Annotated in this window: 19 protein-coding genes; 10 read left to right on the top strand and 9 right to left on the bottom strand. The window is 69.0% G+C overall.

Going from position 1 to position 21527, the window contains the following annotated elements:
• Window positions 1–2: 2 nt before the first annotated feature.
• Window positions 3–671, top strand: a complete 669-nt coding sequence (locus M5C98_RS21110) for a BON domain-containing protein (protein ID WP_272549391.1) — start codon at window positions 3–5, stop codon at window positions 669–671.
• Window positions 672–766: 95 nt separating this feature from the next.
• Here M5C98_RS21110 and M5C98_RS21105 read toward each other — a convergent pair whose 3' ends face one another.
• From M5C98_RS21105 to M5C98_RS21090, 4 genes are all read right to left on the bottom strand, one after another.
• Complete coding sequence (locus tag M5C98_RS21105) at window positions 767–1699, bottom strand: NAD(P)-dependent oxidoreductase (protein WP_272549390.1); 933 nt, start codon at window positions 1697–1699, stop codon at window positions 767–769.
• 67 nt (window positions 1700–1766) lie between these two features.
• Window positions 1767–2903, bottom strand: a complete 1137-nt coding sequence (locus M5C98_RS21100; RefSeq protein WP_272549389.1) for a PilT/PilU family type 4a pilus ATPase — start codon at window positions 2901–2903, stop codon at window positions 1767–1769.
• 37 nt (window positions 2904–2940) lie between these two features.
• The gene (locus tag M5C98_RS21095) at window positions 2941–3579 is read right to left on the bottom strand and encodes a cyclic nucleotide-binding domain-containing protein (RefSeq protein WP_272549388.1); all 639 of its coding nucleotides are present in this window, start codon (window positions 3577–3579) and stop codon (window positions 2941–2943) included.
• A 79-nt stretch (window positions 3580–3658) separates the two neighbouring features.
• Window positions 3659–4702, bottom strand: a complete 1044-nt coding sequence (locus tag M5C98_RS21090; RefSeq protein WP_092744851.1) for a type IV pilus twitching motility protein PilT — start codon at window positions 4700–4702, stop codon at window positions 3659–3661.
• Between the two features lie 39 nt (window positions 4703–4741).
• On the opposite strand from M5C98_RS21090, the gene M5C98_RS21085 reads away from it, so the two are divergent.
• Window positions 4742–5464, top strand: a complete 723-nt coding sequence (locus M5C98_RS21085) for a YggS family pyridoxal phosphate-dependent enzyme (protein WP_272549385.1) — start codon at window positions 4742–4744, stop codon at window positions 5462–5464.
• An 18-nt stretch (window positions 5465–5482) separates the two neighbouring features.
• Here M5C98_RS21085 and M5C98_RS21080 read toward each other — a convergent pair whose 3' ends face one another.
• On the bottom strand, window positions 5483–7102 hold the full coding sequence (locus M5C98_RS21080; protein ID WP_272549384.1) for a methyl-accepting chemotaxis protein: 1620 nt from the start codon (window positions 7100–7102) through the stop codon (window positions 5483–5485).
• 269 nt (window positions 7103–7371) lie between these two features.
• Here M5C98_RS21080 and M5C98_RS21075 point away from each other — a divergent pair, with 269 nt between their 5' ends.
• From M5C98_RS21075 to M5C98_RS21060, 4 genes are read left to right on the top strand one after another with little or no spacing between them, the layout of a single operon-like run.
• Window positions 7372–8760, top strand: a complete 1389-nt coding sequence (locus M5C98_RS21075; RefSeq protein ID WP_272549383.1) for a hypothetical protein — start codon at window positions 7372–7374, stop codon at window positions 8758–8760.
• A 4-nt stretch (window positions 8761–8764) separates the two neighbouring features.
• Window positions 8765–10090 carry a glycosyltransferase family 2 protein gene (locus tag M5C98_RS21070; RefSeq protein WP_272549382.1) on the top strand — a complete coding sequence of 442 codons (1326 nt, stop codon included), beginning with the start codon at window positions 8765–8767 and terminating at the stop codon, window positions 10088–10090.
• Between the two features lies 1 nt (window position 10091).
• The gene (locus M5C98_RS21065) at window positions 10092–12299 is read left to right on the top strand and encodes a TolC family protein (RefSeq protein ID WP_272549381.1); all 2208 of its coding nucleotides are present in this window, start codon (window positions 10092–10094) and stop codon (window positions 12297–12299) included.
• Entirely contained in the window at window positions 12296–13405 is a 1110-nt protein-coding gene (locus M5C98_RS21060) for an HlyD family secretion protein (RefSeq protein WP_272549380.1), read from the top strand. Before M5C98_RS21065 ends, M5C98_RS21060 begins: the two co-directional genes overlap by 4 nt.
• Before the next feature lie 392 nt (window positions 13406–13797).
• Here M5C98_RS21060 and ltaE read toward each other — a convergent pair whose 3' ends face one another.
• Entirely contained in the window at window positions 13798–14871 is a 1074-nt protein-coding gene (gene ltaE / locus M5C98_RS21055) for a low-specificity L-threonine aldolase (RefSeq protein WP_272549379.1), read from the bottom strand.
• A 227-nt stretch (window positions 14872–15098) separates the two neighbouring features.
• Here ltaE and M5C98_RS21050 point away from each other — a divergent pair, with 227 nt between their 5' ends.
• Window positions 15099–16241 (top strand): pyridoxal-phosphate-dependent aminotransferase family protein, encoded by a 1143-nt coding sequence (locus M5C98_RS21050; RefSeq protein ID WP_272549378.1) that lies wholly within the window; start codon window positions 15099–15101, stop codon window positions 16239–16241.
• Window positions 16242–16282: 41 nt separating this feature from the next.
• Entirely contained in the window at window positions 16283–17590 is a 1308-nt protein-coding gene (locus tag M5C98_RS21045; RefSeq protein WP_272549377.1) for a DUF445 domain-containing protein, read from the top strand.
• 19 nt (window positions 17591–17609) lie between these two features.
• Here M5C98_RS21045 and M5C98_RS21040 read toward each other — a convergent pair whose 3' ends face one another.
• Entirely contained in the window at window positions 17610–18026 is a 417-nt protein-coding gene (locus M5C98_RS21040) for an XRE family transcriptional regulator (RefSeq protein ID WP_272549376.1), read from the bottom strand.
• Window positions 18027–18119: 93 nt separating this feature from the next.
• Entirely contained in the window at window positions 18120–18548 is a 429-nt protein-coding gene (locus tag M5C98_RS21035; RefSeq protein WP_272549375.1) for an XRE family transcriptional regulator, read from the bottom strand.
• A 140-nt stretch (window positions 18549–18688) separates the two neighbouring features.
• On the opposite strand from M5C98_RS21035, the gene M5C98_RS21030 reads away from it, so the two are divergent.
• Both M5C98_RS21030 and M5C98_RS21025 read left to right on the top strand, forming a co-directional pair.
• Complete coding sequence (locus M5C98_RS21030) at window positions 18689–19375, top strand: hypothetical protein (protein ID WP_272549374.1); 687 nt, start codon at window positions 18689–18691, stop codon at window positions 19373–19375.
• Window positions 19372–19956 (top strand): GYF domain-containing protein, encoded by a 585-nt coding sequence (locus tag M5C98_RS21025; protein WP_272549373.1) that lies wholly within the window; start codon window positions 19372–19374, stop codon window positions 19954–19956. Before M5C98_RS21030 ends, M5C98_RS21025 begins: the two co-directional genes overlap by 4 nt.
• A gap of 53 nt (window positions 19957–20009) precedes the next feature.
• Here the strand turns inward: M5C98_RS21025 and M5C98_RS21020 are convergent, their stop codons facing one another.
• Window positions 20010–21509 carry an FAD-linked oxidase C-terminal domain-containing protein gene (locus M5C98_RS21020; RefSeq protein ID WP_272549372.1) on the bottom strand — a complete coding sequence of 500 codons (1500 nt, stop codon included), beginning with the start codon at window positions 21507–21509 and terminating at the stop codon, window positions 20010–20012.
• Between the last annotated feature and the right edge of the window lie 18 nt (window positions 21510–21527).

Genomic DNA, 21527 nt, shown 5'->3' with positions numbered 1-21527 from the left:
CGATGACCCGCTTGACCCGCCGCCTGACTTGCACCCTTCTGGCCGTGGGCGCCTTGGGGGCGTCCCTCTCGGCATGCGCACCCCTTGTGGTGGGCGGCGCCGCGGTCATGGGCAGCATGATGGCGTCGGACCGGCGCACGACAGGTACCCAGGTGGAGGACGAAGGCATCGAGCTGCGCGCCTCCAATCGCATTCGCGACACCTTCGGCGACCGCGTCCATGTCAATGTCACCAGCTACAACCGCCAGGTGCTGCTGACCGGCGAGGTGCCGACCGCGCAGGACAAGGAAAAACTCGAGCAGGCCACGCTGGCCGTGGAGAACGTGCGCTCGGTCGTCAACGATCTGGCTGTGATGCCTCCCAGCTCGCTGACCCAACGTTCCAATGACACGCTAATCACCGGCAAGGTGCGCGCGAGTTTCGTCGATGCCAAGGACCTGTTCGCGAGCGCCTACAAGGTGGTCACCGAGCGCGAGACGGTGTACCTCATGGGCCGCGTGACGCAGCGTGAGGCGGACCGGGCCTCCGACATCGCCCGTGGCGTGAACGGCGTGCGCAAGGTCGTGCGTGTGTTCGAGATCATCACGCAGCAGGAACTGGAGCGCGGCTTCGCGCAGCAGCGCCCCGCGCCGGTCACCACGGACGCTTCGCCCAACGTGCCGGTGCGCTGAGCGGCGGCTGCCAGCGAGCCCGCCAAGAAGCGGTTCCGGCGCCGGGCCTCTGGCCGGTGCCGTGAAGCCGCGGCCGGGCTGAGCGGCCGGTTCTTTTATCCGTTCGTTTTCTTGCGGCCCAGCCGGGTGATCAGGCTGGAGGTGTCCCACCGGGCGCCGCCGTGCTGCTGCACATCGGCATAGAACTGGTCCACCAGCGCCGTGACCGGCACGCGTGCGCCGTTGCGGCGGGATTCGTCCAGGACCAGGCCGAGGTCCTTGCGCATCCAGTCCACGGCGAAGCCGAAGTCGAAGCGGCCCTCCACCATGGTCTTGCCGCGGTTGTCCATCTGCCAGCTCTGCGCGGCCCCTTTGCCGATGACGTCCAGCACCAGCGGCATGTCGAGCCCGGCATGCTGGCCGAAGGCGATGGCCTCCGACAGACCCTGCACGATGCCGGCGATGCAGATCTGATTGACCATCTTGGCCAACTGGCCCGATCCGCTGTCGCCCACGCGGGTGAAGGCCCGCGAGAAGGCCAGCGCCGTGGGCTTCACGCTGTCGAAGGTGTCGGCGTCGCCGCCGCACATCACGGTCAATTGGCCGTTCTGGGCGCCTGCCTGGCCGCCGGACACGGGTGCATCGATGAACTGAAGTCCCAGCGTACGCGCCGCTCCGTACAGCTCGCGAGCGACCTCAGCCGATGCCGTGGTGTGATCGACGAAGACCGCTCCGGGCTGCATGCCAGCGAATGCGCCATCGGCACCCAGCGTGACGGAACGCAGATTGTCATCGTTGCCCACGCAGCAAAAGACGATCTCCGCCCCCTGGGCTGCCTCTCGCGGGGTGGGCGCGTGCCGGAGCGCAGCGCTGCCCGCAAATTCTTCGCACCAGGCGGCGGATTTGGCGGCGGTGCGGTTGTACACGGTGACGGAGTGGCCGGCGAGTGCGAGGTGCCCCGCCATGGGGTAGCCCATGACGCCCAGGCCGAGAAAGGCGACCTTGCGGGAAGGCGTTGCGTCGTAGCTGCGGGGATTCGTGCTGGGCATGGAAAGTGGCTCCAATTCAGAAAAAAGAAAACCCGCCGGGCAAGGGCGGGTAGCGGGGCGGCCTGCGTCAGACGATGGCGAAGTGCTCGGTGCCCGAGGCCAAATCAGTGGTCTTCGCGCGCTGGCTGCCCAGCTTGATCTGCAGCCGCAGGTCGTTCAGCGAGTCGGCATTGCGCAGCGCGTCTTCGTAGGTGATGACGTTGGCCTCGAACAGGTCGAACAGCGATTGATCGAACGTCTGCATGCCAAGGTTGCGGCTCTTCTTCATGATCTCTTTGATCTCGACGACGTCGCCCTTGAAGATCAGGTCGGCGATCAACGGCGTGTTCAGCATCACCTCCACTGCGGCGGCCCGCCCCTTGCCATCCTGCTTGGGGATGAGGCGCTGGGAGATCATGCCGCGCAGGTTGAGCGACAGGTCCATGAGGAGCTGCGCGCGGCGTTCTTCCGGAAAGAAGTTGATGATGCGGTCCAGCGCCTGGTTGGCGCTGTTGGCGTGCAGCGTGGCCAGGCACAGGTGGCCGGTTTCGGCGAAAGCGACCGCGTGCTCCATGGTTTCGCGGTCGCGGATCTCGCCCATCAGGATAACGTCCGGCGCCTGCCGTAGCGTGTTCTTGAGGGCGGCTTCCCAGCTGTCGGTATCGAGTCCCACCTCGCGCTGGGTGACGACGCAGTTCTTGTGCGGGTGCACGAACTCGATCGGGTCTTCCACCGTGATGATGTGGCCGAAGGAATTTTCGTTGCGCCAGTCCACCATCGCCGCCAGCGTGGTCGATTTGCCCGAGCCCGTGGCACCCACCAGGATGCACAGGCCCCGCTTGGTCATCGTGACTTCCTTGAGCACCTGCGGCACGCCCAGCCCGTCAATGGTGGGCAGCGTGAGCGGAATGGTCCGCAGCACCATGCCGACCCGGCTTTGCTGGATGAACGCGTTCACGCGAAAGCGCCCGATGCCTGCGGGCGAGATGGCGAAGTTGCACTCCTTCGTGCGCTCGAAGTCCGCCACCTGCTTGTCGCTCATGATGGCGCGCGCCAGCGTCAGCGTGTGGGCGGGCGTGAGCGGCTGAGGCGACACCTTGGTGACTTTGCCGTCCACCTTGATCGCCGGCGGAAACTCGGCGGTGATGAACAGGTCGCTGCCGCCGCGGCTCACCATGAGCTTGAGCAGGTCGTTGATGAATTTACTGGCCTGATCGCGTTCCATCAGCAAGCTCTCCCTGGGGTAGTTGCAGTGCGGTGCGTCATTTCTGGCTGTCGGACAGACGGGCGCTCACGACACGAAGTCGCAGCGAGAGTTTGCGCGCCAGAAGCGCTACCAGGCTGGCGGCGAGTTGCGGGTCCTTGGTCATCATGTCGTCCATGGCCTCCGCGCTGAGAACGGCGATCTCGCAGTCGGTGAGCGTGGTGCAGGCCGAAAAGCGGATACCGCTGTCCAGCAGCGACATTTCACCCAGGATATCGCCGGGGCGGGTTTCCGCCAAGCGCAGGTGTTCGCCCCAGGGCTGGACGCGATCGACGGCGATCGTGCCGGTGAGCAGCACCACCATGAAATTGCCGTATTCGTCCTGGCGGATCACGTCGCGGTTGGGTGCGACCGCCGCGAACTCGAAGAAGCGTTCCATGCGTTCCACCGCGTCCTTGTCCAGGTGCGCCATGTACTTGTCCTTGGACCACAGTGCCTGCAGCAGCTTGCCGCCGCGGCTGGCCGCCATTCGCTTGGCGCCTACCTCCACCGCACGGGCTTCCCAGGGCACCAGCATGGCGTCGTCCACGCCTTGGCCTGCGAAAGCCGTGGTGAAGAAGACGGAATCGCCGCCGCCTTCCTCCACCGCTTTGCCGCCGCGGGTCTTGGCCTTCAACAGGCCGAGGATGCCTTTCATAGGGGATGCTCCGGTGTGCGGCCTGAAAAGGCCGCGAATCTCAAAAAGTGGATGGACAGGGCGGCGCTCGCGTCGCGCATCAACCCGGGAAGTTGTCGGGGATCTTGGCCTTGCCCCGCGCTTCGGCAGGGCTGATGACATTGCGCCGCACAAGGTCGGTCAGGTTCTGATCCAGGGTCTGCATGCCGGCGCTGCTGCTGGTCTGGATGGTGGAGTACATCTGCGCCACCTTGGCCTCGCGGATCAGGTTGCGGATGGCGCTGGTGCCCAGCATGATCTCGTGCGCCGCAACGCGGCCCTGGCCGTCCTTGGTCTTGCACAGTGTCTGCGAAATGACGGCCTGCAGCGACTCGGACAGCATGGCCCGCACCATTTCCTTTTCTTCGGCAGGGAACACGTCGATGATCCGGTCGATGGTCTTGGCAGCGCTGGAGGTGTGCAGCGTACCGAACACCAGATGGCCCGTCTCAGCGGCCGTCATGGCCAGGCGGATCGTTTCCAGATCGCGCATTTCGCCCACCAGGATGGCGTCCGGGTCTTCGCGCAGCGCGGACTTGAGCGCTGCGGCGAACGACAGCGTCATCGGACCGACCTCGCGCTGGTTGATCAGGCACTTCTTGGATTCGTGCACGAACTCGATCGGATCTTCCACCGTGAGGATGTGGCCGTATTCGCTTTCGTTCAGGAAGTTGACCATGGCCGCCAGCGTGGTGGACTTGCCCGAACCCGTGGGGCCCGTCACCAGCACCAGCCCGCGCGGCTTCAATGCCAGCTCGCCGAAGATCTTGGGTGCGTTGAGCTGCTCCAGCGTCAGGATCTTGCTCGGAATGGTCCGGAACACGGCGGCCGCGCCGCGGTTTTGGTTGAAGGCGTTGACGCGAAAGCGCGCCAAGCCTTCGATCTCGAAGGAAAAGTCCACTTCCAGGAACTCTTCGTACGCCTTGCGCTGCGCGTCGCTCATGATGTCGTAGACCATGGCGTGGACGGTCTTGTGATCGAGCGCATCGACGTTGATGCGCCGGACATCGCCGTGGACCCGGATCATGGGCGGAAGGCCGGCTGACAGGTGCAGGTCAGAAGCCTTGTTCTTCACGCTGAATGCCAGCAATTGGGTGATGTCCACGGAGTCCCTCGGTCGTTTGGTACGCTCAGAGGAATCATTATGACGACGATTGGTAACAACCTCCAACAGGTTCTTGGGCGCATCGCGCAGGCCTGCAGCGCGGCGGGACGAGACCCCGCCGGCGTGCGCCTGCTGGCCGTTTCCAAGACCTTCGGCGCCGATGCGATGCGCCTGGCCGCCGAGGCCGGACAGCGGGCGTTCGGCGAGAACTACATCCAGGAAGGCGTGGAAAAAATCGCTGCATTGCGACAGGGCCCCACGCCCTGGGCGCCGCCGCTGCAGTGGCATTGCATCGGCCCGGTGCAGAGCAACAAGACCCGGCAGGTGGCCGAGCATTTCGACTGGGTCCACACGGTGGACCGCGAGAAGATCGCCCAGCGCCTGTCGGACCAGCGGCCTGCCAGCCTGGCGCCGCTGGACGTGTGCATTCAGGTCAACGTGGATGGCGGGGCGACCAAGGCCGGCGTGCCGCCGCCGGAGGCCTTGGCGTTGGCCCGGGCTGTTGCGCTGTTGCCACGTTTGCGGCTGCGGGGCCTGATGAGCATTCCGGAGCCTGCCCCGGATTTCGCCGCGCAGTATGCGGTCCACGCGGCGGCGAAAGCGCTGTTCGAACAGATACGGAGCGAAGGCGGGGAAGGCTTTGCAGCGTTCGACACGCTGTCGCTGGGCATGACGGCCGACCTGGAAGCCGCCATTCATGCGGGAAGTACTTTGGTGCGGGTCGGTACGGGCCTCTTCGGCGGAAGAACGGCCCCGGCCTGAGAGCCCGGGCCTCGGCGCTCAGGCCCGGCTGGTCCAGCCCAGCTGCATCGACGGGCCAGTGTCGACGCCTTGCGGTCCTTCCTGATTCAGCCGGAACACTCCCACCGCCTGCAGCAGGGCGCTGGTGCGGTCCTTCATGCCGCTGGCGGACGCCGCCATCTGCACGACCACGCTGCCGTTCTGCTGCGTGACCTGGTCCATTTGCGACACGGCCTGACCGACCTGCGCGACGCCCATGGCCTGCTCGTTGCTCGCTGCACTGATTTCCTGCATCAGATCCGTCACGCGGCGGATGGACGACACCACCTCCGTCATGGTGGCCCCGGCCTTGTTCACCAGCACGCTGCCCTGCTCGACCCGCTGTACGCTGGTGGAAATCAGGTGCTTGATCTCGCGCGCGGCCTCCGCCGACCGGCCGGCCAGGCTGCGCACCTCGCTGGCCACCACCGCGAAGCCCCGGCCCTGCTCGCCCGCGCGCGCCGCCTCCACCGCGGCATTCAATGCGAGGATGTTGGTCTGGAACGCGATGCTGTCGATGACGCCGATGATGTCGGCGATCTTGCGGGAGCTTTCGTGGATGCCCTTCATGGTCTCGACCACTTCGCTCACGACTTCGCCGCCCTGGATGGCCACCGCGCTGGATTGGTTGGCGAACTGGCTGGCCTGGCGGGAGTTGTCGGCGTTCTGGCGCACCGTGGAGCCCAGTTGCTCCATGGACGCGGCGGTTTGCTGGAGCGCGCTGGCATGGTGCTCGGTGCGGCTCGACACGTCCTGGGTCCCTTGGGATATCTCGGTGCTGGAGGCCGCCACGGCCTCCGATGTGCGGCGCACGTCGTGCAGCACGTTCTGGAAGCTGTGGCGCAGCTCTTCCAGTGCCTGGAGCAACTGGCCGGCCTCGTCGGTCTGCCGGGCCGGGGCTGCTTGCGTCAGGTCGCCGGTGGCCATGGTCCTGGCGGCCTGCACGGCCCGCTGGATGGGCCGCACGATGCTGCGCGAGATGAGCCATGCCGTCGCTGCCGCCACCACGATCGCCGTGCCGCTGAGCACCAGCATCAGGATGGAAAAACCTTGCGCGACCGACCGTGCATTGGCCGATTCGGCCTTGTTCTTTTCTTCCTCGATATCGATCAGCCGGTTGATGCTGGCCAGCCATTCCACATAGGCGGGGCGGGCCTGTTCCTGCAAGACCTTGATGGCCTCCTCCGGCTGGTTGGCGCCACGCAGTTCGATGACCTTGCGGGTCAGCGGCAGGGCGCGCGATTCGACTTCCTTGATCCGGTTCAGGGCCTCCTTCTCGCGGGGCTCGATCGGGGTGGAGGCGAACATCTGGTCCAGCGGCGCCGCCGACTGCGCATAGTGGTCCGCGAGCTTTTGGATCAGATCGATCTCGGCCTGCAGTTCTTGCGGGCGTGCCGCCAGGGTGACGTCGCGCAGTGCAATCGCGCGGTCGTGCACGCTGCCGCGGAAATTGATCGCATAGCGCTGCTTGACGCTGTTGAAATCCCCGATGGTGGCCAGGCTCCCGTTGATGTTGGACACCCGGTTCACGCCAATGCTGGTCAAGCCCAGCATCAGCAAGATGAGCAAGGAAAATCCGATGGCCAGCCGGTTGGCGATCTTGATGTTCGAGAGTTTCATGGGAGCACCTCTGGGTTGGGGAAAGGGGTCGCAGGGATGTATTTGTTTCTGTTTGTAATTTTAACAACGGTGTGAAATTTTTCAATCGTGAAAAACCGGGCGTTGCTTCTGCGCCGTTGTTGAGGATTGTTGAGGTTTCATGCGTGGCGGGCGCGGACACGACCTCCACGGCCTGCCGCGCAAGGGCTTTGCCTACCCATCTCTGAAACGGGCCACTCGTACAATGCGGCCGGCCATGCTCTATGGCGAACTGCGATTGGATAGTTTCTTTGAATGTTGAAATCACGCCCGCCGCGGCGTCGGAAACGATGGTGGTGCTGCGGCCTTCGGGGCAATTGGTGGCCGGCGAATCAAGAGCCAAAGCCTGGAATGCGTGGGAGGCTTTCGCGTCTTCCGGAGTCGAGCCCCTGGGGTTTTACCTGGACGGTTGGGAAGGCGATGCCCCCGCCGCGCTGGCCGCACAGCTGCGTGCCAGCGTCTGGTGGGACCGCCCGCTGTTCATGGCTCCCGGCGATGCCCCCCCGCCCCTGCTGGCGGATGGCGCAGCCCCTTATGCGGCGGCCCTTGCCGCCAGCGAGTTGTGCCTGGCGGTGCGGCGCAGCCTGCCACTCGATCCTGCGGCCCTGCATTTCGACGAGCGGGTGCTGTACTTCCTGTGCCTGCGCGATGGGGCCGAACTGCAGCCGCAATGCGACCGCGCCAGCCTGGCGCTGTACCGTTTCCCCATGGTGGAGGCGCTGGCCCGGGCCGGCGACGATGCCGATGCCTGCCTGGCCGGCCTCACGCGGCGCCGGCTGCTGGAGCCGGCCGAGCTGGTGGACCGCACGCGGCACTGCCGCACCTGCGGCAGTGCCCATATCCATTACCTGGACGTGTGCCCGCACTGCACCAGCATCCACATCCGCAAGTCGCCTTCGCTGCATTGCTTTGCCTGCGGGCACGTGGCGCCCGAGGCCGACTTCCACTCCGATGGCGCGCTTTCCTGCCCCAAGTGCAGCACCATGCTGCGGCACATCGGCGTGGACTACGACCGGCCGCTCACGCAGTACGCCTGCGGCAGTTGCCACCATGTGTTCGTGGAGACCCAGGTGGTCGCCCGCTGCCTGGACTGCCGCACCACGGCCGAACCCAACGCGCTGGATGTGCGCGAAATCTCGGCCTTGCGCCTGAGCCCGCAGGGCCGCGCCGCGCTGCGCGCCGGGCAGATCCAGGAATCCTTCGCCGCGCTCGATTCCACGCACTACGTGCCGCCCGCCGACTTTCGCCGCATGCTCGACTGGGCGTTGGCCACGCACTCGCGCCACGGCGAGATGCGTTTCGCGCTGATGCTGGTGGAGTTCCAGAACGCGGCCGAAGTGATCGAGCGCGAAGGCGCCTCGCGGGTGTTTTTGATGCTCGACGAGTTCGCGCGGCGCCTGCACGAATTGCTGCGCACCTCGGACATCACCACGCGCACGCAGGAGGAATGCCTGTGGCTGTTCCTGCCGTTCTCCTCGCCCGAGGGACTGGCGGCACGCCTGCAGGCCTCCCTTCAGAGCGCTGCCGGCGGCGCGGCCATGCCGCTGCGCACGCACATCCGGCACATGGAAGTGCCGGGAGGCACCCGCTCCGGCGAGCAGGCCGCGGACCTGATGGCGCGGCTGCGCGACGGAGCCTGAACGCATGTGGGAGCAGGTGGTGTTCGCGTTCGTCACGCTGTTTTCCAGCGCGACGCACCAGTCGTGGGTGGAGCTGGCGCTCAAGTTCTTCCCGTTCGTGGTGCTGCTGGAGGCCCCCTTCTTCCTGCTGGTGTGTTCGGGCATGGTGAAGTACGGCCTGCGCGAGCACAGGCCCTACCTGCAGCGCGAGCGCTATCCGCGCGTGTCCTGCGTCATCACCTGCTACTCCGAGGGAGACGACGTGCGCAAGACCATCCAGTCGCTCGCCCAGCAGATCTACCCGGGCTTCATCGAAATCATCGCCGTGGTGGACGGTGCGGTGCAGAACGAGCCCACGCTGCGTGCGGCCCGCGGAGCGCGCGAACTGCTGGCCGGTGCGCGGCGCCGCGCCCTGGTGGTGCTGCCCAAGTGGCAGCGCGGCGGCCGCGTGTCCTCGCTGAACGCCGGCCTGTCGATCGCCAGCGGCGAGATCGTGATGGCGCTCGATGGCGACACCTCGTTCGACAACGACATGGTGCGCAACGCCACGCGGCATTTCGACGACCCCGGCGTGGTGGGCGTGGCCGGCAGCCTGCGCGTGCGCAACGCCCGCCGCTCGCTGGCCGCGCGCATGCAGGCGCTCGAATACATGCTGTCCATCGGCGCGGGCAAGACGGGGCTGTCGGAGTTCAACATCGTCAACAACATCTCGGGGGCGTTCGGCGTGTTCCGCACCAGCTTCATCCGCAATCTGGGCGGGTGGGACGCGGGCACGGCCGAGGACCTGGACATGACGATGCGCATCAAGCAGTACTTCGGCCGCCACCCGGGGCTGCGCATCGTGTTCGATCCGCACGCGGTGGGCCACACCGATGCGCCGGACACCTGGCGCGTGTTCTTCCGCCAGCGCCTGCGCTGGGACGGCGACATGTTCTACATCTTCATCCGCAAGTTCCGCCTGAACCTGCGCCCGCGCCTGCTGGGCTGGCGCAATTTTCTGTTCGTGGTGGTGAACGGGCTGGTGATGCAGGTGCTCATGCCCTTTCTCATCGTGGCCTACACCGGCGTGATGCTGTTCACGCTGCCGGTGGGCGCGGTGCTGGGGGTGCTGGGTTTCGTCTATGTCGTCTATCTTGCGGCGCTGCTGTTTTACTTTCTGCTGTACCTCGTGGCGGTGTCCGAGCGGCCCCGGCACGATGCGGGCTACCTGCGGTTCCTGCCGCTGTTTCCGCTCTTTGCCTTCGTCAACCGCGTGCACTGCACGTTCTCGATCCTGCAGGAGGTCTTCCTGAAGACCCACCTCGACTCCGCGATGGCCCCCTGGTGGGTGCTGCGCAAAACCAAGTTTTGATATGCCGCATCGCCTCGGGGGACGTTTTTTGCCATGGGCTGCGGTGCTGTGCCTGCTGGGGTGGGGCTCGGGCGTGCTGGCGGCGGATCTGTCCCTGCCGCCGCCGGTCGTGCCACCGATCGTGCCGCAGGAGGCACCGCCCGCGCTCAACGCGACCGTGCTGGCCCAGGCGCCCGCCTCGCTGGCGGAGCTGGAGGGCTGGGCCGAAGTGCAGGCCCCGGCGGTGCGGCTGGCGCAGGCCGAGTCCGACGTGGCCGCGCAGCGCACCGGCGCGGCGCGCGCGGGGCAGGGCGCCCGCGTGTTCGCCGGCGCCAGCTTAGGGGGCGTGCGCGAGTCCGTCACCGACACCACCAGCCGCGACTACCAGCGCGGCCAGGCCCAGGTCGGCGTGCGCTGGCCGCTCCTGGGCAGCCGCGAAGCCCAGCAGCGTGGCGTGCGCGAGGCCGAAGGGGCCGAATCGCTGGGCCGGCTGCGGCAGGCCCAGGCGCAGCGTGGCGTGCGGCTGGCCGTGCGCCAGGCCTATGTGCGGTTCGCGCACAGCCTTCGGCGGCGCCTGCTGGCCCAGGAGTTCCTGGCCGTGCGTGCGCCCGTGGAGGCGCAGCTGCTGCACCGGCGCCAGGCCGGCGTGATGCTGGAGGCCGACCGGCTCGACCTTTCCGCCCTGTTCGACAGCGTTCAGGCCGCGCACGATGCGCAGCGCGCCGCGCAGGCCAGCGCGCTGCGCACGCTCGCCCGCCTGGCGGGGCAACCCGTGACCCAGGTGGACACGGCCATCCCGAACTGGCCCGCGCACTGCATGGACCGCGAGGCGCTGCTCGCGCAGGCCGATGGCGATCCCGCCATCGCCCAGGCCCGCGCCGAGCGCGACACCGCCACCGCGCAACTCGACAACGCACAGCACACGGGCCTGGAGGCCGGCGTGTCGCTGTCGCAGTCGGTGAGCCGCGACATCGGCGGCCAGCCCGGCCGCAGCACGGTCGTCGGCGTGGACTTTTCCATGCCCCTGCAGTGGCGGGCGCAGCGCGATGCGGCCCGTGGGCAGCTGCAGAGCGAGCGAGACCGGGCCGATCAGCTGATGGAACTGCGCCTGGGCGAATACCGCTCGGTGCTGGACCAGGCCCTGGCCGACTGGCAGCTGCGCGATGGCGAGATGCCGGGCTTTCTGAACCGGCTGCAGGCGGCGCAGGAGGGCCTGCGCGTTGCGCGCCTGCGGCTCGATGCCTTCGACGGCGACGGCTACTCGCGCCTGCTGATGGCGCGCTACGCGCTCTACCAGGCCTCGCTGCAGGTCGTCGATGGTTCCGAGCGCCGGGCGCTGGCCGCGCTCGACGTGCTGGCGCTCGGCAGCAGCTGCCAGCCGCAGCCGGGCGTGGCCGAACCCCTGGCCGACCTGCTCGCGCCGGCGCTCACCGCGCTGTCCGCACTGCCGCCAGCGGTGCGGGGCGAAAAGGCCCAGGAAGCGCGGGCGCCGGGCCTGGGCTGGTTCTCCTGGAGCGGGCAGGCGCTGCTGGAGCGGCCCGCGCGCCTCGATGCCATGCCGCAGGACAGCCAGCGCGTGCTGCTGTCCTTCACCGGCGCGCAGTTGCGCAGCCTGGCCCGGCCGGCGGGCCGTGCCGCCCTGCGGCGCCTGCTGGAGCGGGCGCATGACCGGGGCATGGCGGTGGAACTGATGCTCGGCGAGCCCAGCTGGGTGATGCCCGCCGGGCGCGAAGCCCTGCTGGCGCTGCTGGCGCCGCTGCGCCACCTGCCGTTCGACGGGCTCAACCTCGACCTGGAGCGCAGCCAGCTGGATGCCGCCGATCAGCCCGGCTGGGAGGACGGCACCGTGGCCACGCTGCGGGCGGTGCGCGCCGCCACGCCCTGGCCCCTGGCCCTCACCACGCACTATCGCGAGCTGCAGGTGCCGGGCCTGGCGCAGCGCCTGCAGGCGGCCGGCGCTGCGGAGGTGGTGGCGATGGTCTATGTGAGCCGGCCCGAGCGCGCGGCCGAGCTGGCGCGCCCGCTGGTGCAGCAGGCGGTGCCCGGACTGCGGGTGGCGGTGGCCCAGAGCATGGAGGATTCGCTCACCCCCGAGGAAAGCAGCCACGGCGTGGGCCGCACTGCGGCGCTGCAGCGCTGGCGCGCCCTGGCGCAGGCCCTGTCCGACCTGCCGGCCTTCGCCGGTGTGGTCGTGCAGGCGTGGGAAGATTTTGAAGAGGCGGCCCCGTGAAGATCCAGTTCGACATTCCGCCGGGTTCGGCGCAAGAGGCCAACGGCCTGCCGGTGCGCTACGCCGCCGCCAAGCGGCAAGTGCCGCGCTGGCGCTGGTACCTGCTGCTGGCCATGGTGCTCGCAGCGCCGGCCTACCTGCTGATGCGCTTTGCCATCGCCTACTGGTGGGAGACGGCGCCCGGCTTCGTCGTCACCGAGCAGGTGGCCGTGGGCGTGCACACCGCCGGTCGCGTGGCGCGCATCGTGGCCGTGGGCGATGCCGTGCCGGCGGGCCAGCCGGTGATGGTGCTGGAGCCGCCCTCGGCCGCGGGGGCTCCGGCCTCCACCGCCCTGGCCGCGCCGCTGGCCGCCGCCGATCCGGCCGTGGCCCAGGCCGTGGCGCAGGGCCAGGCCGCGCGGCTGGCCGGGCTGAAAGAGGCCGAGCGCCTGGCGCAGCGGCAGGCCGCCCTGCACCAGGAGCGCGTGCGCACCATGCAGGCCCTGCACGTGCAGGGCGCGGCCACGCGCCAGGAGCTGGATGGCGTGCGCCTGCAGTCCATGCAGGCCCAGGCCGGCGTGGACCGCGCGCGGGCCGACCTGGCCGAAAACGCAGCGCAAGTGGCGCGCGACCGTGCGCTCGCCCTGGCGGCGCTGCGCGCGCAGAGCCCCGTGCCGCTCGCGAATGCGGGCGGGATTTCGGGCACGGGGCCCCTGGCCGCGAGCGCCTCGTTGCCCTCGCCCGATGTGGTCGCGCCCTTCGATGCCACCGTGGTGCGCCAACTCGTGCGCCGGGGCGAGTGGGTGGTGCCCGGCACCGACGTGGCCGTGCTGCAGGGGCGCGGCGCGCCCATGGTGCACGCCTACGTGCTGCCCAACGAGGCGCGCTATGCCCAGGTGGGGCGCCAGGCCAGCCTGCAATTCATGGATGGCGGGCGCATCCGCGCCGAGGTGGTCGGCGTGGTAGCCGAGGCCGAACGCATTCCCGCCGAGCGCGTCTCGCCGCTGTCGCCGCGCATGCCGTCCATCGTCGTGCGCCTGCGCCCGCTGGAGCCGCTGCCCGCGGCCTACCGCATCCACCAGTTGCCGCTGGATGTGCGGTTCGATTGGGTGTGGAGCGGGTTTTGAGTCAAAAACCCTTCATGCCCTAGTACTGATTGCCTGTGTTGCTATAAAAAATATAGCATTCGGGTTTCTTGCAGGCGGGCGCCCGCTCAAGCGCCACCCGCTGCGAAGGCGCGGGCCGATCCAGCGCGCTTCAATCCAGCCGTCCGCACGGTGCGCCTGGAAGGCCGGCTGGCCTTCCAGGTGCCCGACACGGTGTCAACCCACACGCCCAGCTCGGGGCGTGACACGTTGGACACATCCCAGTGGGAAATGTCGCCATTGTTTCAACCCACGCGCCCGCAAGAGGCGCGACGGCCTGGCAGGCATCGAGCCCCCGTTCATCGCTTAGTTTCAACCCACACGCCTCCCCGGCGCGACACAGGGGTCGGATGCCCCTGCCGAACCTCAGCGGATCATTGTCCGCGCCCGTCGAACCGGCGCACGCACTCCAGCGTCTGCGCCACGTCCTCGGGACCCACGTCCAGGTGCGCCACCCAGCGCAGGCGCGTGCCCCGGCCGTAGAGGCCGCTGGTCACCCGCACGCCGTGCTGGGCCAGCCAGGCGGTGAAGGCCGGCGCCACGTCCGCCTCCACGTCGGTGAACAGGATGTTGGTGTGGGCCGATGCCACGGCCAGGCGCCCCTGCAGCACGGGGTGGCTGCGCCCGGCTTCGGCCAGGCCCTCGGCCAGCTGGCGCGCCAGGGCATGGTCGTCGGCCAGGCGGCGAACGTGGTGCTGCAGGGCATGCAGGCCCGCGGCCGCCAGGAAGCCGGCCTGGCGCATGCCGCCGCCCAGGATCTTGCGCGTGCGCCGCGCCTGGCGGATGAAGTCGTGCGAGCCCAGCAGCAGCGAGCCCACGGGCGCGCCCAGGCCCTTGCTCAGGCACACCGAGGCCGAATCGAAGTGCGAGCAGATCGCGCGGGCTTCGTCGTACACGTCGGTGCCGTTTTTCCCGGCGTTGGCCGTGGCGGCGTTGAACATGCGCGCGCCATCCAGGTGCATGGCCAGGCCGCGCGAGCGGGCAAGGGCGGCCACTTCGGCGATGTAGCCGGTGGGCAGCGGCTGGCCGCCGGTGGTGTTTTCCAGCACCACGAGGCGGGTGCGGGCGAAGTGCGGATCATCGGGCTTGATGGCGGCGGCGATGTCGGCCACGCGCAGCGTGCCGTCGGGCTGGGTCTCCACCGGCTGCGGCTGGATCGAGCCCAGCACCGCCATGCCGCCGGCCTCCCAGCGGTAGGTGTGCCAGCTCTGGCCCACGATGGCCTCGTCGCCGCGCTGGCAGTGGCCCATGAGCGCGATCAGGTTGGTCTGGGTGCCGGAGCACGCGAACAGCGCGGCCTCGAAGCCGAGCAACTGGGCGGCATGCGCCTGCAGGGCGTTCACGGTGGGGTCGTCGCCGAACACATCGTCGCCGAGCGGGGCCTGGAACATGGCGTCGCGCATGGCCGGCGTGGGTTGGGTGACGGTGTCGCTGCGAAAGTCGGGCATCGGGAGGGGCTCCTGGTGGGGACTGGAAAAGGTCGATCCGGCATCCTAGCGGGGCAGGCCGCGCCGCGTCCATGCGGGGCGATTCGCCGCCTTCAGAGCCGCTGGAACGGGGGCCGGGCAGGGGCCGGCGGATGGCGTGCATGCTAAGCTGGCCTGCCCCCTTTTTCTCGTTCCTGCCGGCCGTGCACGGCCCCTGCTGCGCGCTGGCCCCCCCTCACGGAGAACCCATGCCCGGCCTCTTGCCCGATATCGATCCCGACGGTCTGCTCGAATTCTCGGTGGTGTACACCGACCGGGCGCTCAACCACATGTCCCGGCGTTTCACCGGCGTGATGCAGGACATCCTGGCCACGCTCAAGAGCGTCTATCACGCCCACACGGCGGTTCTGGTGCCCGGCAGCGGCACCTTCGGCATGGAGGCGGTGGCGCGCCAGTTCGCCAACCGCGAGAAGGTGCTCATCGTGCGCAACGGCTGGTTCAGCTACCGCTGGAGCCAGATCTTCGATGCGGGCGCTCTGGGCGGCGGCGCGGTGGTGTGCCAGGCCCGCCGCCAGGGCGAGGGCCCGCAGGCCCCGTGGGCGCCATGCCCAGCCGACGAGGTGGCCGCCGCCATCCGGGCCCAGTCGCCCAAAGTGGTGTTCGCGCCCCATGTCGAGACCGCCAGCGGCATCCTGCTGCCCGACGACTACCTGCGCACCGTGAGCGAGGCCGCGCACGCCGTGGGCGCGCTCTTCGTGCTCGACTGCGTGGCCTCCGGCGCCGTGTGGGTGGACATGCAGGCCACCGGCGTGGACGTGCTGATCTCGGCCCCGCAAAAGGGCTGGAGCGGCTCGCCCTGCTGCGCCATGGTGATGCTCAGCGAGCGCGCCCGCCAGGCCATCGACGGCACCACGAGCAGCAGCTTCGCCTGCGACCTCAAGAAGTGGATGCAGATCGCCGAGGGCTACGAAAAAGGCCAGCACGCCTACCACACCACCCTGCCCACCGATGCGCTGGTGCAGCTGCGCGACGTGATGCGGGAGACGCGCGACTACGGCTTTGAGAAGGTGCGTGCCGAACAGATCGAACTGGGCGCCCGGGTGCGCGCGCTGCTGCGCGAGCGGGGCTTTCCGAGCGTGGCCGCCGAGGGCTACGAGGCCCCCGGCGTGGTGGTGAGCTACACCACCGATCCCGGCATCCAGAACGGCAAGAAGTTCATCGAGGCCGGCCTGCAGACCGCCGCCGGCGTGCCGCTGCAATGCGGCGAGGGGGCGGACTTCCAGACCTTCCGCATCGGCCTGTTCGGGCTGGAGAAGTGGCACCACGTGGACCGCACGGTCGGCCACCTGGCCGCGGCGCTCGATCGGGTGGCACCGCTGCCAGCGCACTGAAGCGGCCCTGTCCCACAGGCGTCTCGGGCTATCCTCGGGCGATGGACAGCACCCATGAAGACCAGGCCCGCGCACTGACCCGGGCCAAGTGGCTGGCCACCGGCCTGCTGCTGGCAGTGGCCGCCGTGTTCGCACTGACCTACGCGTTGCCGCGCAACCTGGCGGTGGAATGCGTGCGCGCCGTGGCCGAGGCGGCCATGGTCGGCGCCCTGGCCGACTGGTTCGCCGTGTCGGCCCTGTTCCGGCGCATACCGCTGCCGTTCGTGCAGCGGCACACGGACATCATCGCGCGCAACAAGGCGCGCATCGGCGGCAACCTGGCGTCGTTCGTGCGCGACGAATTCCTCGATGCGCCCTCGCTGGTCACCATGATCCGCCGCCACGACCCGGCCCACATGCTGGGCCAGTGGCTCACCTCGCCGGGCAATGCCCAGTTGCTGGCGCGGCAGATGTCGCGCCTGGCGCTGTCGGCGCTGGAGACGGTGGAGGACGAGCGCATCCAGCGCTTCATGAACGATGCCGCGCGCACGCTGATCGGGCAGATCGATCTGTCGCGCACCATGGCCATGGCCCTGGAGGCGCTGACCCACAACGGCCGCCACCAGGCGCTGCTCGACGACCTGCTGGCCCGCCTGGCCACGGTGGTGCGCGAGCCGCAGACCCGCACCTTCATCGCCGACACCATCGTGCAGTGGATCAAGCGCGAGCATCCCCTCAAGGAAAAGGTGCTGCCCACGGACTGGCTGAGCGACAAGGGCGCCGGCGCCATCGCCCAGGCCATCGAGAACCTGCTGGCCGAAGTGGCCGGCAACCCCGCCCACCAGTTGCGCGGCACGCTGGACAGCGCGGTGCAGCGGCTGGTGGAGCGCCTGCAGTCCGACCCGGAATGGGCCGAGCGCGGCATGGCGATCCGCCACTACCTGCAGAACGACGCCACGCTGGGAAGCTACGTGCAGACGCTTTGGACCAGCCTGCGCGAGCGCCTGCAGCGCGACCTGGCCGACGAGGATTCGGAGGTCTCGCGCAAGGTGGCCGCGATGGGGCAGTGGCTGGGCCTGTCGCTCGCGGGCGACCCGGCCCTGCGGGTGCGGCTGAACGTGCGGCTGGAGCTGTGGGCGGCGCAGTGGGCCCCCGAGCTGTCGCAGTTCGTGGCCGAGCACATGCGCAACACGGTGGACCGCTGGGACGCCAAGGAGCTGGCGCGCCTGGTGGAGCTGCACATCGGCAGCGACCTGCAGTACATCCGCATCAACGGCACGGTGGTGGGCGGCTTCATCGGCCTGCTGCTGTTCGTGCTGTCGCACATGGACGACCTGGCGCAGGGCGTGCGCGGCCTGCTCGCCCATTGACTGCCGCCGCCCCCGCGCTTCAGCGGTTGCCGCGCGGCGTCTGGTCGGCCGCATGGGCCTTGGCGATCGCCAGGATCACCTCGCGGGCCAGGCGCCGCTTGGGCACGGGCAGCTTCAGGTACGTCTCGAACAGTTCGCGGTCTTCGTAGCCCAGGCCCACGTGCCAGCGGGCGGCTTCTTCGCGCGCCTGCGGCGTCGGGGTGCCGAAGGCCAGCTCCTGCACCGGCATCCGCAGCCATTCGGCCAGGGTGATGAGCTTGCGGGCATCGGGCATGGTTTCGCCCAGCAGCCAGCGGCGCACGCCATGCAGCGTCATGGGCTTGCCCCAGTGGCGCGTGTTGAATTCCCGCTCGAGAACGGAGGGCTTGGGTTCGTAGCCGGCAGCCACCATGGCTTGGCGTAATTTTTCGGCAAACAGTTGCTTGGGATCTTGCATGGGCGGCACGCTAGGCACGCCCGATGGCCGTGGATTGACTCTGTCGTCGAGTTACGCGGCGGTCGTGATCGCGGGTGACGGCGGCGTGCCGCTTCAACGGGATGGGCCGGCCAGCGGCTTGGACTGATCGGCCGCGTGGGCCTTGGCAATGGCCAGGATCAGTTCCCGCGCCAGCCGCCGCTTGGGCACCGGCAGCTTGAGGTAGGTGTCGAACAGTTCGCGGTCTTCGTAGCCCACGCCCACATGCCACTGGGCGGCTTCTTCGCGCACCGCGGAGCCGTCGACGACGCCGAAGGCCAGCTCCTGAACCGGCATCCGCAGCCACTCGGCCAGGGTGATGAGCTTGCGCGCATCGGGCATGGTTTCGCCCAGTAGCCAGCGGCGCACGCCGTGCAAGGTCATGGGTTTGCCCCAGTGCCGGGTGTTGAATTCCCGCTCCAGCACAGAGGGCTTGGGCTCGTAGCCGGCGGCTGTCATGGCTTCTCGTAATTTTTCGGCAAACCGCTGCTTGGGATCGTGCATGGCGGCACGCTAGGCAGACCCCGTGACGGAGGATTGATTTTCGGATAAAGTAACGGCAAACAATTGATTAAAAGTCAACTTTCCGATTTCCGGCGGGTACTTCAGGGCCCGCCGAGGGGCTCGGCAGGGGAGAGAAAACGATGCACAAGGGATGGGTGGCGCTGGTCGGCGCCGCAATGGCGCTCGCCGGCTGCGGCGATGGCGCGGTACGGCAGGTGAAGGATCTGGAGCGTGGCGATGTGCCGGGCCGGGTGGTGGGCACGGCGCTGGACCGCCGCGGGGCCTGCGCCGCGGTGCAGTGGCGCTCGTTCCAGGATGCGCGCGGGCGCCGCATCGTCGAATACGCCTGCGAGCACCAGCAGGCCACGGCCCACTATGCGCGGCTCACGCGCGAGGCGCTCGCGGCCCTGCCGCCGGGCCATGCCCGCGAGCCGGGCGGGGCCGAGGCGTTGTACCTGCTGCGCCAGCGGTCGGTCGATTTCCGGCGGGTGCGCGAGATCACCGAATGGCGCATGGACGAAGCCGTTCCCGTCTGGCTCGGCTCGCGCGTGGACACCGAATACGCCAGCCACACCGCGCGCGAGCCGGTGTCGGCCGACTTCGTGTTCGCCGAGGCCGCGCACGACGGACCGGCGCTGTCGTCCGGCTACCAGCGCCTGCTGGAGCGGGCATGGCGTGGCTACCGGCCGCTGCCCGCCTCAGGGGCCGTGCACCACCGGCTCGCGGCGGCGCGGCCCGTCACGCGGCTGCCGCCGGCCGATCCCATGGCCCTCCATCCGTCCGAAAGGGCGCCCGCCGCGATGGGCCGGGCGGAGTTCCTGCGATGAGCTGGATGGAAGGCGATATCCCCTTCAGCGAGGGTGCCCGCTGGTTCTACGAGGCGCAAGGCGGGTGCCGCGGGCCGGTGCCCGACGACGAGATCGTGCGCCTGATCGACGCACGGCGCCTGCCGCCGGGCCAGCGCATCTGGCGGCCGGGGCTTCCGTGCTGGGTGCCGGTGGAGCATTCGGAGTTCCGGCCGCATCTCGGCTGCCACACGGACGAGCCGGCGCCCGCCGATCCCGCGGATGGCGGTGTGAACAACACGCTGGCCTGGCTGCTGGCGTGCGCGCCGGTCATGGGCGTTTCGCTGGAGGGCTTCGTGGCCTACCTGGTGTACCGCGACCCGTACGTGTCGCAGCGCGCGGTGCAGTCGGGGGCGTTCTTCTTTCTCACGGTGGCATTCAACGTGCTGCTGGCCTTCGTGGACGAGCGCTGGCTGTGGCGCACGGGGCACGACACCGCGGGCTTTCGCGGCTGGGTGTGGCTGGCGCCCGCCTACCTCTACCGCCGCGCGCGCCGGCTGGGGCAGAACCTGGCGCCGCTGGCAGCCTGGGTGGCCTGCCTGCTCGTGGTGCTGATGCTGTGAGCGCTCGGCCGCCGGGTTGTGTGACCGCTCTTGGGCGCTCAGAACTTGGGCGCTCAGAACCGCGGCAGGTCCGGGTGGGCGATCTGGCCACCGCGCACCAGCATCTTTCCATACTCCGCGCAGCGGTTCAGCGTGGGGATCACCTTGCCCGGGTTGAGCAGGCCCGCCGGGTCGAAGGCGGCCTTGAGCGCGAACATCTGCGCGTTCTCCTCGGTGGTGAACTGGGTGCACATGGAGTTGAGCTTTTCGATCCCCACGCCATGTTCGCCGGTCACCGTGCCGCCCATGGCCACGCTGGTCTCCAGGATGTCGGCGCCGAACAGCTCGCAGCGGTGCAACTGGTCGGGGTCGTTGGCATCGAACAGGATCAGCGGGTGCAGGTTGCCGTCGCCCGCGTGGAACACGTTGGCGCAGCGCAGCCCGTATTTCTTTTCCATCCCGGAAATCGCCAGCAGGATGTCGGCCAGCCGCTTGCGTGGAATGGTCGAGTCCATGCACATGTAGTCGGGGCTGATGCGGCCGCTGGCCGGAAAGGCGTTCTTGCGGCCGCTCCAAAAACGCAGGCGCTCGGCCTCGTCCTGGCTCACGGTGAGGGCGGTGGCGCCGGCCGCGCGCAGCACCTCGCTCATGCGGCCGATCTCCTCCTGCACCTCTTCGGGCGTGCCATCGGATTCGCACAGCAGGATGGCCTCGGCGGTGAGGTCGTAGCCGGCGCAGACGAAGTCCTCCACGGCGGCAGTCATCGGCTTGTCCATCATCTCCAGCCCCGCCGGGATGATGCCCGCAGCGATGATGGCCGCCACCGCATCGCCGGCCCGCCGCACGTCGTCGAAGCTGGCCATGATGCAGCGCGCCAGTTGCGGCTTGGGGATGAGGCGCACCGTGACCTCGGTGGCCACGGCCAGCATGCCCTCGCTGCCGATCACGGCGGCCAGCAGGTCGTAGCCCGGCGCATCCAGCGCCTCGCTGCCGAAGGTGACGGGCTCGCCTTCCATGGTGAAGCCTTCGATGCGCAGCACGTTGTGCACCGTGAGGCCGTATTTCAGGCAGTGCACGCCGCCGGAGTTCTCGGCGATGTTGCCGCCGATGGTGCAGGCGATCTGGCTGCTCGGGTCGGGCGCGTAGTACAGCCCGTGGGGCGCGGCGGCCTCGCTGATGGCCAGGTTGCGCACGCCGCACTGCACGACGGCCGTGCGCGAAACGGGGTCCATGCGCAGGATGCGGTTGAACTTGGCCAGCGACAGCGTCACGCCCAGCGCATGCGGCATGGCCCCGCCCGACAGGCCCGTGCCGGCCCCGCGCGCCACCACGGGCACCGACAGCGCGTGGCAGGCGCGCAGCACGCCCTGCACCTGCTCGTATGTCTCGGGCAGTGCCACGGCCAGCGGGCGCTGGCGGTAGGCGGTGAGCCCGTCGCATTCGTAGGGCGTGGTGTCCTCGGCGTGCCAGAGCAGCGCGTGCGCGGGCAGCACGGCCTGCAGCGCGGGGAGCAGGCGTGCCCGGAGGGCGGCAGGCGCCGAAGAGGAATCGGTGGTGGCGGTGGCAGGCGTCATGGATTGCGGCGGGGCAGA

The organism is Acidovorax sp. NCPPB 3576 (assembly GCF_028473605.1).
GTDB lineage: Bacteria > Pseudomonadota > Gammaproteobacteria > Burkholderiales > Burkholderiaceae_C > Paracidovorax.
Note: the sequence above shows the minus strand (reverse complement) of the source record. Positions and strands in the feature narration are given on the sequence as shown.

Bases quoted from the DNA above. Each gene is read 5' to 3' on its own strand.
- M5C98_RS21110 (WP_272549391.1), top strand. From the start codon at position 3: ATGACCCGCTTGACCCGCCGCCTGACTTGCACCCTTCTGGCCGTGGGC.
- M5C98_RS21105 (WP_272549390.1), bottom strand. From the start codon at position 1,699: ATGCCCAGCACGAATCCCCGCAGCTACGACGCAACGCCTTCCCGCAAG.
- M5C98_RS21100 (WP_272549389.1), bottom strand. From the start codon at position 2,903: ATGGAACGCGATCAGGCCAGTAAATTCATCAACGACCTGCTCAAGCTC.
- M5C98_RS21095 (WP_272549388.1), bottom strand. From the start codon at position 3,579: ATGAAAGGCATCCTCGGCCTGTTGAAGGCCAAGACCCGCGGCGGCAAA.
- M5C98_RS21085 (WP_272549385.1), top strand. From the start codon at position 4,742: ATGACGACGATTGGTAACAACCTCCAACAGGTTCTTGGGCGCATCGCG.
- M5C98_RS21080 (WP_272549384.1), bottom strand. From the start codon at position 7,102: ATGAAACTCTCGAACATCAAGATCGCCAACCGGCTGGCCATCGGATTT.
- M5C98_RS21070 (WP_272549382.1), top strand. From the start codon at position 8,765: ATGTGGGAGCAGGTGGTGTTCGCGTTCGTCACGCTGTTTTCCAGCGCG.
- M5C98_RS21065 (WP_272549381.1), top strand. From the start codon at position 10,092: ATGCCGCATCGCCTCGGGGGACGTTTTTTGCCATGGGCTGCGGTGCTG.
- ltaE (WP_272549379.1), bottom strand. From the start codon at position 14,871: ATGCCCGACTTTCGCAGCGACACCGTCACCCAACCCACGCCGGCCATG.
- M5C98_RS21050 (WP_272549378.1), top strand. From the start codon at position 15,099: ATGCCCGGCCTCTTGCCCGATATCGATCCCGACGGTCTGCTCGAATTC.
- M5C98_RS21045 (WP_272549377.1), top strand. From the start codon at position 16,283: ATGGACAGCACCCATGAAGACCAGGCCCGCGCACTGACCCGGGCCAAG.
- M5C98_RS21040 (WP_272549376.1), bottom strand. From the start codon at position 18,026: ATGCAAGATCCCAAGCAACTGTTTGCCGAAAAATTACGCCAAGCCATG.
- M5C98_RS21035 (WP_272549375.1), bottom strand. From the start codon at position 18,548: ATGCACGATCCCAAGCAGCGGTTTGCCGAAAAATTACGAGAAGCCATG.
- M5C98_RS21030 (WP_272549374.1), top strand. From the start codon at position 18,689: ATGCACAAGGGATGGGTGGCGCTGGTCGGCGCCGCAATGGCGCTCGCC.
- M5C98_RS21025 (WP_272549373.1), top strand. From the start codon at position 19,372: ATGAGCTGGATGGAAGGCGATATCCCCTTCAGCGAGGGTGCCCGCTGG.
- M5C98_RS21020 (WP_272549372.1), bottom strand. From the start codon at position 21,509: ATGACGCCTGCCACCGCCACCACCGATTCCTCTTCGGCGCCTGCCGCC.